The sequence below is a fragment of the Fictibacillus barbaricus genome, from assembly GCF_031457135.1.
Classification (GTDB): domain Bacteria; phylum Bacillota; class Bacilli; order Bacillales; family Fictibacillaceae; genus Fictibacillus; species Fictibacillus barbaricus_A.
In genome coordinates, this window is sequence record NZ_JAVDWA010000001.1 from 547,753 (window position 1) to 563,867 (window position 16,115).

The window sequence follows — 16,115 nt, forward strand, 5'->3', positions numbered from 1 at the left end:
ATTTTATTTTTATTGTGTCTATTTTGGTGGTTCAAAAAGAAAAGGAGGAAATTTTCATGCTATTTATGCTGATTGTCAAAGCTTCGAAAAATTCGGAAGGCGGAAATCGCCCGAACCCAGAGCTCAATGAAGCCATGAGTAAGTTTAATGAGGAATTAGTTAATGCAGGCGTACGAATTATGGCTAAAGGACTTCATCCAAGTTCAAATGGGATTCGCATTTCGTATCAGAATCCAGGGGAAAAGCCGATGGTTACGGAGGGCCCATTTACGGAAACGAAAGAATTGATTGCGGGGTTCATTCTCATTGATGTGAAATCGAAGGAAGAAGCCATCGAGTGGGCTATGCGTATGCCTGACCCGCAAGGACATGGGGAAGGTCAGATTGAATTACGTCAAGTATATGAGGCGCCTGAGCTGACTGAATTGTTGGCAAAAGAAGCGGATTTGACACAAGATACCTGAGAAGTAAGACAACTTGTATCATCGCTCTTTGTTTACTAAAAAAAGGGCAGGGTTGCTAATTTATAAAGTCTAAGTGAAATGGCCAAACGGTACAGTCATTTAAGAGAAAAGATAGAACGACCCGTATGAGAGGTGATATTCATGAAAGTTCAAATCATTGGTGCATCAGGTACTGGAAAAAGCACATTAGCAAATTATATTAGTGAAAAGGAAAATATCAAGTGGATCGATACTGATTATTATCTTTGGAAAGATGATTCTTTTTCAGAGAAAAATCCAATTTGGACACGAGTTGAGATGTACCAAAGAGATATGTTTTCTAATGATAGTTATATAGCGTCTGGTTCCGTTTTTATGTGGTGTCCAGAAGGTTTTAATAACCGTGACCTTTTAGTTTTTCTTTCACTTGATGAAGAAGTCCGTATGAACCGATTAAGGTACAGAGAAATCGAGCGTAATAGTCAAATGTGGCTAGATGAAAATGGTGAGTATACAAATGACTTTTTAGAATGGTGTAAAACTTATTGGTCAGAAGAAGATAAGAAGATGGCAGGTACATATGGAGAACAATCCTATCAAATGACAATATCAAAGAGTCCTGTATTAAAGCTCAACGGCTCGCAACCTCTTAAACTCTATGCTGAAATAAAGAGGACTGTGAGAAAAGAAAACTGTTAGTTGTCTTATTTTTATTGGAGTATATGGAAAGTACAAATAGATGGGAAAGCATATAAACATAACAAATAAGTATTCCTTCTTACAACGTACGTGAAAGGAAAACCTGACTGGTGAATAAGGCATCAAGTAGTGTTATATAAATCAATTCATCATTATTTTAGGAGTGTGACAATTATGGTCCATGCTAAAAATGTTTTGTCCGATCAATTATTAGCAAATGCGAATGATCAAAGCTGGTATCTTCCGTTTTCCGACTCAGTTACAAATCTATCGGAAGAAGAGGCCTTTTGGAAACCTAACGAAAATTGCAATAGTATAGCTGAAATTGTGCAGCATCTACTCTACTGGAACGAAACATGGCAAACTAGATATAAAAAATCTCATGTCAATGCCGTACCCCCTATAGGTGATAATAATAAAAGCTTTGTCCTAACTGGAAATGAAAACTTTACACATTTGAAAGAACGTCTATTGGAAGTGCTGTTGCAATGGCAAGCGTTATTATCGGAAGAAAAATTAGAAAGTGATGTGAATGGTTTTCCAGAAGCTGCGAAATGGTGGGAAATCATTGGGAATGTTGCAACACATAATGCTTATCACATTGGGCAAATCATTTTTATTCGAAAGTTGCAAAAGAGCTGGAAAACGGAAGTAGTTGAAGCTTAATAAGTTTTAAGTTATCAAGGCGCGGTCCAGAATATGGAAAGCGTCTTTTATAATTAATAAAGTTTGAGGTGTCTTTTATTATTTATTCCGGCTGTTAGTAAACTATTTATTATCATTCGCTTAATCTAAAAAATATGATTCTAGGTATATTTTTGAAAGATTAGGGAATACTACAATAATCTCTGGGGAGAGTAAGGGGACAAGGTTAAGAAACTTTTAAAAAGAGGTGATGTCATGCCGGAATCAAAAGCATTTAGGTTCGGATATGGGCTATTACTAGCATTTCTCATTATCTATGTTGGGATTAAGATTAATTTCATCTTTCATCCACTATTTATTCTCGTAAACACGTTGTTTTTTCCATTTTTAGTTGCTGGTGTTCTATATTATCTGTTTCGTCCTTTAGTGATTTATTTAGAATCCAAAAACCAGCCGAGGGTATTATCTATTCTTTTAATCTATATGGTAGCAGTTGTTGTGATCACGACCCTTATTTATGTGGTCGGACCAATTCTTCAAAAACAAGTGAATAACCTGGTTACTAACACGCCTGAATTAATAGATTCAACGCGGTCCAAAATAGACGATCTTCAGCATAATAAATGGATTAGCCGTTTTCAAGAGAACAAGAACTTAAATACGGATAAAATCTCAAATAAGGTTACCCATTATCTTTCGACGAGCTTTTCGAACATCGGAAGAAACATCTCGGGATTTATCAGTGTGATCACAGGGATTGTCACGGTACTTGTAACCGTCCCGTTCATTCTATTTTATATGCTCAAAGAAGGTGAGAAAGCCCCGCAGTTCGTGTTGAGACTGCTTCCCGCAGTTCAAAGGAAAAACGGGATTAAAATACTTCGCGATCTGGATAGTGCACTCAGTTCCTATATTCAAGGCCAAATTATTGTGAGCGCTTGTGTGGGGGTCTTGTTATTCATCGGATATTTAATCATCGGTCTCGATTATTCTCTCATCTTAGCTTTAATCGGTATGTTTACGAACGTCATTCCTTTCTTAGGACCAATTATTGCGATTATTCCTGCACTGATCGTGGCTGCACTTACATCACCATTCATGCTGGCCAAAGTGCTGATCGTCATGGTGATCGCCCAGCAAATCGATAATCATATCATCTCTCCTCAAGTCATGGGAAGATCATTAGAGATTCACCCGTTAACCATTATCTCCATTCTTTTAGTATCAGGAAGTCTTGGCGGGGTGTTAGGTCTTATATTAGCTGTTCCGTTCTATGCTGTGCTAAAGGTTATCGTACAGCACACGTATCGGTTATTGAAACTCAGAAAAGAAAAAGAAACTGATACAGTGATATAAATAAAATACACAACGTTTGAGAGGCTGGCACAAAAGATACAAACTTTTGTGATCCTGCCTCTTTTTTTTATTGACGAGATTAGAGAGTGTTGAATATCGACATTCGTGATTTGTAAGCCGTAGTTAAAGAAGGTAATAGCCGGTGAAAACAGAATACAAGATGAGTGAGTTTAATGAACACTAAAAAGGAGATGATTTTATGCCGATTGTTATGAATAAAGTCCAAGATGTATTGGAGAATTATAAATCTGCCATTTATGAAAAAGATGTAGAAAAGTTTGTATCCTCCTTCTCTTCTAATATTCATATTTATGATTGCTGGACAGATTGGGAATGTAAAGGTATTTCTCAATGGAGGGGAATTGTGAAAGAGTGGTTCAATGGTTTAAGTGAGGAAGGCGTTCTGCTCAAAACCGATTTTGCAGATGTAGTTGTTGAAGAAAGCTCAGACCTGGCTTTCGTTCATTGTGCCGTTACATTTGCTGCCCATAACCAATCAGGGGAGAAACTGCGTCACATATCAAATCGATTCACATTCGGTTTAAAAAAAGAGGACGAATCTTGGGTCATCGCCCATTTCCATTCATCTTTACCGATTAGCATGGAAACTGGGAAAGGTATTTTCAACCTGAGGTAAAAACGCTTACAAAAAGAATTACCAATATAATCCTTTATTGTATAATGGAATGGTTAGGAAATAATTGGTGAAGGAGGTTTTTATCATGTGTACATTTAGATGTCAAACAAGAACAAGAAAATTTTCGATGTCCGAGATAAAACCTTTCTATAAAATGTCGGGAAATAGCACTCTTTTCAATCAATTAAGAGTATCGTAATCTGCTAATTTTAGATTTGTTTTTGATATTTTATAGTTTGAGTGATTGGACTTCATCCTGACATCTTTATTCTTGTTTTAAAAATGAGGAGGATACTTAGATGTTATCTCAAACTGCTTTATTAGTCATTGATGCTCAAGTCGGCATCATAGAAGGTCCATCAATTGGGCCAGTATTTAAAAAAGAACAAGTATTAACCGTAATGAAAGATGCCATTCAGCAGGCAAGAGAACGGGAAATACCCGTTATTTATATTCAAGATTTAGATGTGGGTAAGGATGACCCACAACAGCATGAAATTCATCCAGCTATTTTACCGTTAGCAGATGAGACTGTGATTAAAAAGAAAGCAACCAATGCATTCTTTGAAACAGATCTTAAGGCTAAATTAAACGAATTAAAGATCGGTCATATCGTGATGATAGGTATGAAAACAGAATACTGTGTGGATACAACTGCAAGAGCAGCAACAACTCTGGGTATCGATGTAACTTTAATCGAGGATGGTCATTCCACAACAGATAATAAAGTGTTGAGTGCAGAACAGATTATCGCTCATCATAACTGTAATTTGCATGGACTCGATAATATTAATTACTTTATTATGGTAAGAAAATCAGTTGAGGACGTATTTGAACACAAGCATTTAGAATATAAGTAACACAAAGCTATTTTTTTATAAGGTGCATTTCTTCTTAACGAAGCAGTGCGTCTTTTTTTTGGAATGAACCATTGGAGATGTCGGTTTTGAAGGAACCACATTTGGTTAGGTATAGGAGTATTCATATTGATTCTTATGAAACTTTTAAGATTCGCATAACTCGTGTTCTTACCACCTTTCAGATCAAAAAAGTAAATAAATAGACTTAGCGTTTATCATGTAAGCCCATTCATTAACGAAGAGTGGGCTTTTTGCGAATTTGTTTTAAAACGAGTGCGCTTCTTTTTGAAGGAGAAAGGCACTCTTTTATTGAAGTATGGAAAAGGTTAAACGATAAAAGGAGAGTGAGATGATGGAAGTATTCGAAAGCCAGTATGACTGGATCCAACGCACAAGAGAATCCTTATTTCAATACTGCGAAACTTTGTCACCGTCTGATTATGTTAAGGAGAATGAAACTTTTGGCGGGGATTCCATTCGTAATCTTCATGCACATGTAGCTGATTGTTATCGCGTTTGGTTGGGAAACCGTGCCCTTGGAAAACCACTTACCCCCATAACACCAGAGTCGATTAACAATGTACAGGAAATGCGAGAGGTTTTTAAAGAAACGAATAACCTGGTTCATGAATTTTTGAATGAATATAAAGGGAAATGGAATCACACAGTTCAAGTAACTTTTAATAGTGGCGGCAGCTTGGAAGTAACTCCATTATGGCTGTTTACACACACCATCACACATGAATTCCACCATAAAGGGCAAATTGTAAAAGTAGGAAGAAAACTTGGATATGTCCCGCCTGAAACGGATCTCATTGAACCATCATGGGTAAAAAGCTAGCGTGTTTAAATGGTTAGCTTTTAAAGGTTATTAAAACGTAAAATCAGCTTTTCTCCTTAGGAGATTAGCTGATTTTTGTTTGAAAAGCTTATACTTGGATTTCAAACTGTTTGGAATACAGACGCGCATAAGGTCCACTGCGAGCAAGCAACGAATCATGCGTGCCTTGTTCAACAACACCATCTTCCGTCAGTACGATAATGCGCTCAGCATTACGGATCGTTGAAAGTCGATGGGCAATGACGATCGTTGTACGTCCCCTTGCTAATGATTCAAGTGATTGTTTCACAACGCTTTCACTTTCATTATCAAGTGCGCTCGTGGCCTCGTCTAGAATAAGAACAGGCGGGTTTTTTAAGAATACGCGGGCGATACTTAGCCGCTGCTTTTGACCCCCAGAAAGCTTAACGCCGCGCTGCCCGATCTCAGAATAGTATCCTTGTGGCAGGTTCATGATAAAGTCATGAGCATTAGCATGTTTGGCTGCCGCAATAATTTCTTCCTCACTCGCTGCAGGATTTCCGTAGCGGATATTTTCCATTACCGTACCCGTGAAAAGGAAAACATCCTGCTGAACAATCCCGATGCTTTTTCTTAATGACATTAGGTCCATATCACGGACATTTATCCCGTCTAGTAACACATCGCCATCTGTCACATCATAAAAGCGGGGGATGAGTGAGCATAAAGTCGTTTTACCCGCACCGGACGGACCCACTAGTGCTACGTACTCTCCTGGTTGTATTTGAATCGATAAATGTTTTAGCACGTTGTCCAAGTGGTCATCGTAACGAAAGGAAACCTGATTAAACTCAATTTCACCGTGAACTTTTTGGAGAGTCACGGCATTCGGATTGCTTTCGATCGCGGGCTTCATATTCATGATCTCCATAAAGCGCTGGAAGCCGGTGATGCCTTCTTGAAATTGTGTGCTCATATGAGTCAGTTTTTGAATAGGCTCAATCATGAAGTTGATATACAGTAAAAAAGTGATCAAATCCGCTAGATCTAACGTTTTATTGACGATACTCGCACTGCCAAATATGATCACTGTAATCGTAATTAATTGAATGATCGTTTGTATTCCATTGTAAAAAGTAGCTTCTATCTTATAAAATTTTCTTCTGCTATCCAGGAAACGATCATTTTCCCGGTTAAACTTCTCCACCTCAACATGTTCGTTGGCAAACGATTTTACGACACGAATTCCTGACAGACTATCCTCAACCTGTGCATTTACGTCTCCTATTCGCTCCTTAATTTTTCTCAACGCCCGGTTTTCAATCTTATTAAAATACAAAGAAAAGACACCTAAGATAGGTAAAAAACAGAAAGCGATGATCGTTAGTGGTGCGTTAATAAAGAACAATATGACAAATGCTCCAATAAAGCGGACGAGATATTTAACGTAGTCTTCAGGACCGTGATGGTATAGCTCTGACAGCAATAATAGGTCGTTCGTTATTCGAGACATGAGCTGACCAGTCTTATTTTTATCATAAAAGCTAAAGGGAAGCTTTTGGATGTGATCGAACAGTTCACTGCGCAAATCACTTTCCATACGTGCTCCGATTTCATGCCCTTTGTAATCCACAATGTAGTTTCCGACGTTCTGAATCACGACTAAGACGAGCATTAGTCCGCCTATCCAATACACATCACTTAGTGCACGGGACAAATCCCCTACAAGAACATCTTTTGTAATATAGCGAACAAGTAACGGAAACACCAAAGTCACACTAGATACGACAAAGGCACACGCCAATATCGTTAGAAAAATCTTTAAATAAGGTTTGTAATAGGAAAAAAATCTTTTAACTGGAAAACGCATAATTTACCCCTTTTTGTGTAATTTAAATAACACATATAAGGGGGTACACCGTTTACATGTTAAGAACGAGTTCCACCCTTATATGTGTGTACGGTTGAATTCATCATGTTTTTCATGTAAATTGCCTCCTTATTCATTGAATACCCCTATTATATACGATTTCAAATTAGGAGAGAACTGTAAAATACGTTGAGGGGACTTTTGTAACTTTTATTATTAAAAATAATGGATCCATGAAGCTTTATAAATAAGCAAGCTATCATTCTTTTATCATCATAAAAACCATTGTTAATTAATGGTATTTTAGTAAAATTGTATTATAGCTGTGTATGGTTAACGGTTGAAAGGGGACAAAATGAATAGATTTAGCTTGATTTTATTTGATTTAGATGACACCTTACTTAATAATTCATCATGGTTCGATGATGGTTTAACCCATTGTTTAGGGAGTCATCCACACACAAATGAGCTTGATGCATCAGGCTTTCTAGAAATAATAAAACAACCACCTCGTAGCTTAGTAGAAAAATCGATCGATGGAGAATACAGCACTTTAGAATTTAAGCGAGCAAGGTGGGGGTATGCACTAGAACAATTCCATATTAAAACAGATAGAGAGACTTTAGATGAGCTCGAATCTCTTTTTTACAAAACAAGTATGGATTTTATAACAGTTAACGAATCTTTATTTCATTTGGTAAATGATTTGAGTAAACAATATGAACTAGGGATTGTGACTAACGGTCTTTATCATCCTAATCAAAAGCTGAGCCGTATGGGGTTAGATGGCATATTTACCAGTGATAAAGTTTTTCATGCGGAACAATTAGGATATAGAAAGCCTGATCCGAGAATTTATTCAAAAGCTCTAGACTATTTTAATAAAAAGCCGAGTGAGACATTATTTATTGGCGATTCTTGGACACATGATGTAATCGCTCCAATTGAAGTGGGTATGGAAGCGATATGGGTAAATGTCAAAAATAACGTTCGGCCGACTTCACATATACCTTATGCAATTGTTTCTGACATCACAGATATTCGAGAAATATTACTTAGTAAAAAATTAAGCGGAGGGATCAGACATGGAAATTAACAGTGCACCCCAAATTTATTCGCCGCCGAAACATATCGTTTCAGCAGCAACGATCGTTATCAATGAAAAAGGAGAAATTTTACTAATCAAGGGTCCTAGAAGAGGCTGGGAAATGCCGGGCGGACAAGTGGAAGAAGGGGAGTCTTTAAAAGAGGCTGCAATAAGAGAAACGAAAGAGGAATCAGGGATTGATATAGAAGTATTAAATTTTTGTGGAGTATTCCAGAATGTGAAGCGTTCCATATGTAATACACTTTTCTTAGCTAAGCCGGTCGGTGGCTGCTTAACGACTTCTTCAGAGAGTTTGGAAGTAGGGTTCTTTCCTATTGAGCAAGCTTTAGAAATGGTAACACACCTCAATTTCAGACAAAGAATTGAGTACTGTTTAGATAATAACAACCAACCCTTTTATATAGAATTTTAACACTTGTAAACGACTTAGCATTCGGGTGCATTGATCGAAAAATGGTTTCATGGGACTTATTGAACAAACGTTACAGGATTGTGGAATTAGAATATAAGTGATCTTGTTGGGTATACTTGTTTTTTACCGAATAATTGGGGGATTGTATGGATTATAAAATAATATTTTTTGATATCGATGGAACGATTACCAATCACGAAAATGGATATATATCAGATAACACCAAAAAGGCAATTAGAGCCTTAAAAAATAAAGGAATAAAACTAGTTGCTGCAACAGGAAGACCTCTATCAATGTGTCAAGAAATTAGTGATTTGGGGATCGACACATTTATTACTGCAAATGGGGGCTATGTAAAGCATAATGATGTTGTAATTCACAAAGTACCAATGGACAGAAAAATAGTACAGGAGATAGTGGAGTATTCAAACAAAGAAAAACACGGTCTTTCCTTTTACACGGAAAATTTAAAAATGAATGGAGTAAAAGAAAATGAAATTTCCGTAGCATTAAAGGAAACTTTATCGTTAAATGAATATCCTGAAATAGATGATTTGATCTATAATCAGGATGTTTTTTTAATGTGCTTATTTGCAACTGATGAAACAGTGGAGAAGTACCAACAAAATTTTCCATACTTAACTTTTAGAAGATGGCACCGTTATGTGTTGAATGTAATGCAAGATGACGTCTCAAAGTCTTTAGCTATTTTAAAAGTATTAGAATATTATGGTGTCGATAAGTCGGAAGCGATTGCATTTGGCGATGGAGATAATGACATAGATATGTTGGAACTAGTAGGATTAGGAATTGCGATGGGTAATGGTAGTGATAAATTAAAAAATGTCGCTGATTACGTAACAAAAAAATCTAGTGAGGATGGTATTTTATTAGCCTTAAATAGATTTGGAATTATTTAGGAAAAGACCTCCTAAACAGCTGGGTGCATTTCTTCAAGAAGGAGAAGTGCACTTTTTTATTGAACTTATTCAAAAAGCGAGCTGAATTGTAGCATAGATTCAAAATACTAGCAGTTTTCCATTTTCCTTTATCGGAAAAAAGTGTCAGTATCCTGCCCACATAGTTAAGATAAAAAGGATTCCAGCTTTAGCTTGGAATCCTTTTTAAATTATATAAATAAATATATTCGTTTTTTTTAAGTGTTTTAGCAGTATAATAGTATTGGTATTTATAGATATTTACAAAAAGGGGACAATTTACGAAAAAATTAAACTGCTTATTTTTGGCGTGCTAATGCTAAAGCTAAAGCACAAGCTGAGGCTGAAGCAAATTCGACTACTTCTAGTGGAGGGTCAGAGTTCTTTGCCAACTGTACTGAATTAAGAAAGGTATATCCAAAGGGCGTTCTAGCTGATCATCCAGCATATCAAGATAAAATGGACAGAGATCATGACAATTATGCTTGTAAGAATTAGTAGACTTATGAGGCAATTTATTTGTTTTAATCGGTCCCTCTCAATATAAATGAGAAGGGCTTATTTTCTGTAAGGATATAACTGCTTAAACTATTAACGGTTTATTATCTCACCGTTCTGAGGCTGTTTTGGAGTACAAAAATCTTATCCGGAGAAGAAACGTCAGAGAGATTTAAAGAAATGTAAGTTTGTAAAATATCGTACTTAACTAACAAGTCCAAGAGTCAGAGATTGTATTTAAACAAATAGGGGCTTGATTGAAAGACGTAAACTGGTAATGCAGCGGCGGTATTTTATCAACTCAACTAAGAAGCAATAAAGTTATAGAATGATCATATACTCTTATTTAACAATCGGGACAGATTTTTTTTACTTGCTATTACCTAAAAAATTATTCTGAGATTTTGTTTACCTATAAAAAATCTGTAAAATCATTTTCATTCAATTATAAAAAGAGGTGCAATATGCAACAAGAATGGCATCAAAAATCATGGGGGATTATTTTTTTACTCCTTTTACTACTTACTAGTTGTTCACAAGAACATAATACAGAAATCAAAAAAAATAAAACTTATGAAGTAAGCAAAAAGATAGCAACTACTGTTGAAAACAAAAAAAGTTCACCTGACGATGAAGCAGAAAAAACGACTAGTGAAAGCGCAGTCAGTCCAAGCGTTTCCACTAGTACACCAACGATAGCAAGTGTTAATGGTGATTTTGACTACAGTACATATACACTAATTGTTGTAGATGGCGGAGATATGTCAGGTTATAGAAAACCGAATGTCAGAGTTGATATCGGGTTTGGCGACAGAGAATATTGGGCTTTTACAAATAAATATGGGCAGCTAATTCGTGTTGAGGCAAAAAATATAACACTCCAAAATCCGAATACTGAACATGTCTTATCGTCTGGGAGATACTATTCTGATGAAGCAAAGGTTCCCGGTACAGAAAGTCAAGAATTAGACCAAGGGCATGTGATTGCTGACTCACTAGGGGGAGTATCTAACGCATATAACATTACACCTCAAGACAGCATTCTCAATAGGCACGGTGATCAAGCTTATATGGAAAAAGTGATTCGAGATGCAGGAGGTTGTACAGATTTCGTAGCAGTGATTCAATATCCAAATACTCAGACGCAAATTCCTAACGATTATAAATTCACATACAAAATTCAGGGCAGATCCATTATAGATGAATTTGACAATGTAAACCCAGATGAAGTGAACAAAAAGTTAAGGGAAACGACAGGGACGAGCAGCAGTACGCCACCGAAAACAGACAATGTACCAGCAAACGAAACGGTAAGTAATAATGAAGATGTTAGTAAGGTGGATACCAATCATAATGGAAGTGTTACGATCGCTGAAGCCAAAGCTGCTGGATTTAAAATGCCAATTACGCGCGAATCATGGCTCTATCAATATATGGACGATCGAGATGGTGATGGACTAGTAGGTGAATAAACCAATAGAGACTGATTTAGCAATTAAAGGTACAGATGTTGGTTTATGCGTTTTTTACAAACTTCATTTTACATGATAAGAGGCATGTCCTTCATTTAAATTCGTGAAAAAGCTCAGAGCATGACTGCACTGAGCTTTTCATTTTTATAGAATAATTACAATAACCAATTCTTTAATCTCACTAAATTCTCTTCTAGAAATAAAGCATTTTTTTCAATTCCTCGGCGTTTACACCATCCAATACTATTGAAGGCATCAGTAAATTGACAAAATGGTAAGACATTTTCCAGGTCAATTAAAGGTCTGATACTTTTATAGCCTTCTTGATAGGCATGGTATAAGTTAACATCACAACTTAAAAAATCGCGATACAGTTTAGTGAAATCGATGTCTGTTGAACCAAATCTTACACTTTCAAAATCTATTATTCCTGAAACTTGATCGTGATCAACGATTATATTTGCTGGACGAAAATCCATATGTACAAAGCTTGGCCCATCTGGAGACGGAAGGTGCTGCCGCATGTTTTCAAATTTGTTAATGGCTTTTTCGTATAATTTTTCATCTAAAATGGCCTTTACATCTTCAGCAAAACTATAAAACTGGTCTTTAACAAAATCAGACCAATTCGGAAATTCATTTGTTATAGTCGTTAGCACAGCAGGAGGACTAATAGAATGCATTTCAGCCTGAAGGACCCCGACTTGGTACGCAATTTTTGGTGTAGCAGCAGGTGTTAACGTTTTTCCTTTTAATTCAGATAATAATAAAGCACCGTGACATTCCTCATCACCAGACCAATAATCTAACATTTCCGGTACGGAGACTCTCCCTTTTAAAATTTCATAGGCTTCAAACTCTCGCTGGTACTTCAATTTTGAAAAAGGAAACTTCAAAAAAACATTTTCACTAGTAGACAAAGTACATTTATAAATCGTTGAACTGTGGGAGTCTTCAACCCCATTTATGGATTGTACCTGTAATCCAAATTGTTGAATGATACGATCTAACATCAATATTTCCGCCCTTTTTTATAATAATTCTACCTCTTGATACAATCCACAAAGAATCTATGTTACAGCATTACTTCAACTAACGCTCTCCATAATTAGAGTACACCTACCATGTTTATGTTAACATATATTACCTATTTATTTTGAGTAATTCCCACCACAAAATCCACTCTAAAGAATGGAGTGACGATAGTAGTTTATTAAGAAATTAAGAGGGGATGTTGAGAAAAAGTCGAAATAGGAGTTGAGTAGCTTGATGGAGGAGGAATTTTAAAAGATGAAACTAGGCGCATTTTCTGTAAGTTTAACAGTGAAAGATATAAATCTATCAAAATCTTTTTATGAAAATCTGGGATTCCAGGTTTTTGGCGGTAACATTTCACAAAATTGGCTGATCATGAAGAACGAGAACTGTATTATCGGACTGTTTCAAGGCATGTTTGAGAAAAACATTCTTACGTTTAATCCGGGCTGGAACGAAAACGCAGAAAATCTCGAATCGTTTACAGATGTTCGCGATCTGCAAAAACAGCTTAAAGAAGAAGGGGCAAAACTGCTGACCGAAGCAGATGAAACGGGTGAAGGACCAGCAAGCTTTACGATCGAAGACCCAGACGGAAACCTCATTTTATTTGATCAGCATAGATAAGGACGACCGGGTGCGATTGCTGCATTAATCGTTCGCTGTTAACTCAGGAATAACAATAATATTTAACTTGGCGGGATAGATAATGAAATATTCATTTAAGGACTTTAAAAGTGACTTGGAAATTGGTCACGAATTTCATTTTTTATATAAAGAGAAAGAATACTCAATATCACATACTCAGCATGGATGGCACTTATCCGAGTATTATAAGGATTATCAAACATTTGAAACGGCTGTGGAATTACTTGAAAAGGCATACATAAACGGTCTTAGTTTAAAAGATATTTGGGTTGATATTGAAGTAAAAAATATTTTTTAGTTAGAACGATTGGGTACCATTTATTATTTCGGATCATTGCGACTATTTTTACGGAAGTTTTAACAGGTGAAATGTTTTTTAAATGGGATGGTATTTAATAAAGGGACTGGATTTGTTAAAGGGGAGAGATACGAATGTACATGATATATGAAGATGAAGTGCTAGCCATCGAAGTTATTAAAGCCATCCATACAGGGGATGTCCAACATTTAAAACAATTGCTGGCAGAGAATTCGCATTTGGCTGCTTCGAGAATTGTTGCAAAAAGTGATAATGAGAACAAAACAGAAGTGTCGCGTTCCCTTTTGCATATCGTGACTGATTGGCCAGGTCACTTCGCCAATGGTGCGAAGTCGGTGAAGGTATTAGTAGATGCTGGGGTTGATGTGAATGCTCGATTCTCCGGACATCATACAGAGACGCCTCTGCATTGGGCTGCGAGCAGTGATGATATTGAAGTGCTGGATGCTCTTCTCGATTCCGGGGCAGATATTAATGCGGATGGAGCAGTTATCGGAGGTGGCACACCTTTAGACGATGCGGTGGCGTTCGGGCAGTGGAAAGCAGCGCACAAGCTAGTTGATCGCGGTGCGGCCACAAAGCTTTGGAATGAGGCAGCACTTGGGCTGATGGATCGAGTAAAATCCCGTTTTGAGGACAGTGAGCATCCATCTCAGAGCGAAATCACTCAAGCCTTTTGGCTGGCTTGCCATGGGGATCAGCGACAAGCAGCTGAATATCTTTTGAATCACGGTGCTAACAAGAATTGGATCGGCTATGACGATCTGACACCTCTGGATGCAGCCTGGAGAAACAATGCCCATGATCTCGTACAATGGCTGAGCGAGAACGGAGCCAAATCTGAAAAAGAGCAGGAATGATTTTTACGCATTTATTAAAAAATGGGGGATTTTAAGTTGGGTAAGGGATTGGAACAGAATCGGATTCATTACAGCTGGGTGATTTTGAGCATTGCATTTTTCTCGATTATTGTAGCAGGAATTGTGAGGTCATCTTCAGGTGTTTTCATCGATCCATTTGAAAAAGAATTTGGATGGGACCGTTCTGTCATTTCATTAGCTTTCGCTGTGGGATTATTTTTATATGGCATTTCAGGTCCATTTATGGCTGCTTTAGTAGAAGTATTCGGCATTAAGAAAGTCATGCTGATATCAATGGCTACCTTATTAACAGGAACTTTGCTGACGTTTATCATGCAGCATCCGTGGCAGCTCATTATCATCTGGGGAATTATTATCGGCTTGGGCTCTGGGTTATTTCTTACCGTTCTCAGCCCATATATCGCCAATAGATGGTTTGAAAAAAGAAGGGGACTTGCATTAGGTATTCTAACTGCCAGTACCGCAACCGGTCAGTTAATACTGCTTCCTGTTATAGCGATGATCATTCATCATTTTTCATGGCGCTCGGCGATTGCTCTCATCATGGTTCTTTGTGTATGCATATTTCTTGTCATTGTTTTATTTATGAAAAACTCTCCGAAAGACGCTGGGGTTCTGCCGTACGGACTTGAAAAAGCATCAGAAGATAAAGGCGAGGAACAAAAGAGAAATCCGATCGTGATTGCGTTTAATGGTTTATTTGAAGCTGTGAAGGTGAAAGAGTTTTGGCTCTTGGCAGGCAGTTTCTTTATTTGCGGACTTTCTACAACCGGTTTGATCGGGACGCACTTTGTCTCTTTTTGTATGAGTTATGGCGTACCATTAGTAACCGCAGCTTCCTTGCTTTCGTTTATGGGCATATTTGATCTCGTAGGTACCACGCTTTCTGGCTGGCTGTCAGACCGCATAGACAACCGCTGGCTTTTGTTTTGGTACTACGGATTAAGAGGAGCGTCACTCGTGCTGCTTCCTTATGCATTAGCTAAAGATTCGTACACACTGCTCCTTATTTTTTCGATCTTTTACGGATTAGATTGGATCGCGACTGTTCCGCCTACTATCGGTATCTCCAGGCAAGTTTTTGGTATCGAAAAAAGCGTGGTCGTATACGGCTGGATTTTTGCCTCTCATCAAGCAGGGGCAGCAGTTGCCGCTTATGGCGGCGGGCTGATTTACAAAGTGTTCAATTCCTACACGTGGGCATTTTTCTTAGCAGGCATTTTTTGTGTGATAGCCAGTCTGTTTGTTATGGTTATCAAAAAACAAACGGCTGCGGCCAGCATGAATAATTCTGTAAAGCTGTAGGACAATAGCAGGCTGAGCAATGAAGTTTGAGTATTAGGGAGATACATCTATGAAAAAAATAGTGATTATTCGAAAAAGTAAATGAAGTTCGTAAATCACTGGGGGCATTTCTTCAAGAAGGAGAAGTGCTTTTTTTATGGAAATTCATTAATGAGTAAAGAAGTTGTTCACAATGAGAGTTGCAAAT

17 protein-coding genes and 1 pseudogene are annotated in these 16,115 nt (G+C 37.3%); 16 read left to right on the plus strand and 2 right to left on the minus strand.

What is annotated here, in order from left to right; genetic code table 11:
• The first annotated feature begins 56 nt into the window (after nt 1-56).
• The 7 genes from J2X07_RS02945 (at nt 57) to J2X07_RS02975 (ending at nt 5,481) form a co-directional block, all read left to right on the plus strand.
• Nucleotides 57-464 (plus strand): YciI family protein, encoded by a 408-nt coding sequence (locus tag J2X07_RS02945; protein WP_310256271.1) that lies wholly within the window; start codon nt 57-59, stop codon nt 462-464.
• Nucleotides 465-605: 141 nt separating this feature from the next.
• Nucleotides 606-1,142 (plus strand): AAA family ATPase, encoded by a 537-nt coding sequence (locus tag J2X07_RS02950; RefSeq protein WP_310256273.1) that lies wholly within the window; start codon nt 606-608, stop codon nt 1,140-1,142.
• A gap of 174 nt (nt 1,143-1,316) precedes the next feature.
• Nucleotides 1,317-1,808: a DinB family protein gene (locus tag J2X07_RS02955; protein WP_310256274.1), complete on the plus strand. Its 492-nt coding sequence runs from the start codon at nt 1,317-1,319 to the stop codon at nt 1,806-1,808.
• A 234-nt stretch (nt 1,809-2,042) separates the two neighbouring features.
• Nucleotides 2,043-3,143, plus strand: coding sequence for an AI-2E family transporter (locus tag J2X07_RS02960; RefSeq protein ID WP_310256276.1), 1,101 nt, complete (start codon nt 2,043-2,045; stop codon nt 3,141-3,143).
• 199 nt (nt 3,144-3,342) lie between these two features.
• Complete coding sequence (locus tag J2X07_RS02965; RefSeq protein WP_310256278.1) at nt 3,343-3,780, plus strand: YybH family protein; 438 nt, start codon at nt 3,343-3,345, stop codon at nt 3,778-3,780.
• 299 nt (nt 3,781-4,079) lie between these two features.
• Nucleotides 4,080-4,640, plus strand: coding sequence for a cysteine hydrolase family protein (locus tag J2X07_RS02970; protein WP_310256280.1), 561 nt, complete (start codon nt 4,080-4,082; stop codon nt 4,638-4,640).
• A 349-nt stretch (nt 4,641-4,989) separates the two neighbouring features.
• Nucleotides 4,990-5,481: a DinB family protein gene (locus tag J2X07_RS02975; protein ID WP_310256282.1), complete on the plus strand. Its 492-nt coding sequence runs from the start codon at nt 4,990-4,992 to the stop codon at nt 5,479-5,481.
• Between the two features lie 88 nt (nt 5,482-5,569).
• On the opposite strand, the gene J2X07_RS02980 is transcribed toward J2X07_RS02975, so the two are convergent.
• Nucleotides 5,570-7,312, minus strand: coding sequence for an ABC transporter ATP-binding protein (locus J2X07_RS02980; protein ID WP_310256284.1), 1,743 nt, complete (start codon nt 7,310-7,312; stop codon nt 5,570-5,572).
• A 355-nt stretch (nt 7,313-7,667) separates the two neighbouring features.
• Here J2X07_RS02980 and J2X07_RS02985 point away from each other — a divergent pair, with 355 nt between their 5' ends.
• The 5 genes and pseudogenes from J2X07_RS02985 to J2X07_RS03005 all read left to right on the plus strand — a co-directional run bounded on the left by J2X07_RS02985 (nt 7,668) and on the right by J2X07_RS03005 (nt 11,740).
• Nucleotides 7,668-8,408, plus strand: a complete 741-nt coding sequence (locus tag J2X07_RS02985; protein WP_310256287.1) for an HAD family hydrolase — start codon at nt 7,668-7,670, stop codon at nt 8,406-8,408.
• A complete protein-coding gene (locus J2X07_RS02990; RefSeq protein ID WP_310256290.1) occupies nt 8,398-8,832 on the plus strand; it encodes an NUDIX hydrolase in 435 nt (144 codons plus the stop codon). The genes J2X07_RS02985 and J2X07_RS02990 overlap by 11 nt, the downstream gene beginning before the upstream one ends.
• Nucleotides 8,833-8,978: 146 nt before the next feature.
• Complete coding sequence (locus J2X07_RS02995; protein ID WP_310256292.1) at nt 8,979-9,752, plus strand: Cof-type HAD-IIB family hydrolase; 774 nt, start codon at nt 8,979-8,981, stop codon at nt 9,750-9,752.
• 381 nt (nt 9,753-10,133) lie between these two features.
• Nucleotides 10,134-10,268 (plus strand): annotated as a pseudogene (locus J2X07_RS03000) (excalibur calcium-binding domain-containing protein); the annotation flags it as partial.
• Between the two features lie 464 nt (nt 10,269-10,732).
• The gene (locus J2X07_RS03005) at nt 10,733-11,740 is read left to right on the plus strand and encodes a DNA/RNA non-specific endonuclease (protein ID WP_310256294.1); all 1,008 of its coding nucleotides are present in this window, start codon (nt 10,733-10,735) and stop codon (nt 11,738-11,740) included.
• A gap of 155 nt (nt 11,741-11,895) precedes the next feature.
• Here the strand turns inward: J2X07_RS03005 and J2X07_RS03010 are convergent, their stop codons facing one another.
• Complete coding sequence (locus J2X07_RS03010) at nt 11,896-12,753, minus strand: aminoglycoside phosphotransferase family protein (RefSeq protein ID WP_310256296.1); 858 nt, start codon at nt 12,751-12,753, stop codon at nt 11,896-11,898.
• A 277-nt stretch (nt 12,754-13,030) separates the two neighbouring features.
• On the opposite strand from J2X07_RS03010, the gene J2X07_RS03015 reads away from it, so the two are divergent.
• The 4 genes from J2X07_RS03015 (at nt 13,031) to J2X07_RS03030 (ending at nt 15,928) form a co-directional block, all read left to right on the plus strand.
• On the plus strand, nt 13,031-13,402 hold the full coding sequence (locus J2X07_RS03015; protein WP_310256298.1) for a VOC family protein: 372 nt from the start codon (nt 13,031-13,033) through the stop codon (nt 13,400-13,402).
• Between the two features lie 82 nt (nt 13,403-13,484).
• The gene (locus J2X07_RS03020) at nt 13,485-13,721 is read left to right on the plus strand and encodes a hypothetical protein (RefSeq protein WP_310256300.1); all 237 of its coding nucleotides are present in this window, start codon (nt 13,485-13,487) and stop codon (nt 13,719-13,721) included.
• Nucleotides 13,722-13,861: 140 nt separating this feature from the next.
• Nucleotides 13,862-14,602, plus strand: coding sequence for an ankyrin repeat domain-containing protein (locus J2X07_RS03025; RefSeq protein ID WP_310257377.1), 741 nt, complete (start codon nt 13,862-13,864; stop codon nt 14,600-14,602).
• 36 nt (nt 14,603-14,638) lie between these two features.
• Nucleotides 14,639-15,928 (plus strand): MFS transporter, encoded by a 1,290-nt coding sequence (locus J2X07_RS03030; protein ID WP_310256303.1) that lies wholly within the window; start codon nt 14,639-14,641, stop codon nt 15,926-15,928.
• The last annotated feature ends 187 nt before the right edge of the window (nt 15,929-16,115 follow it).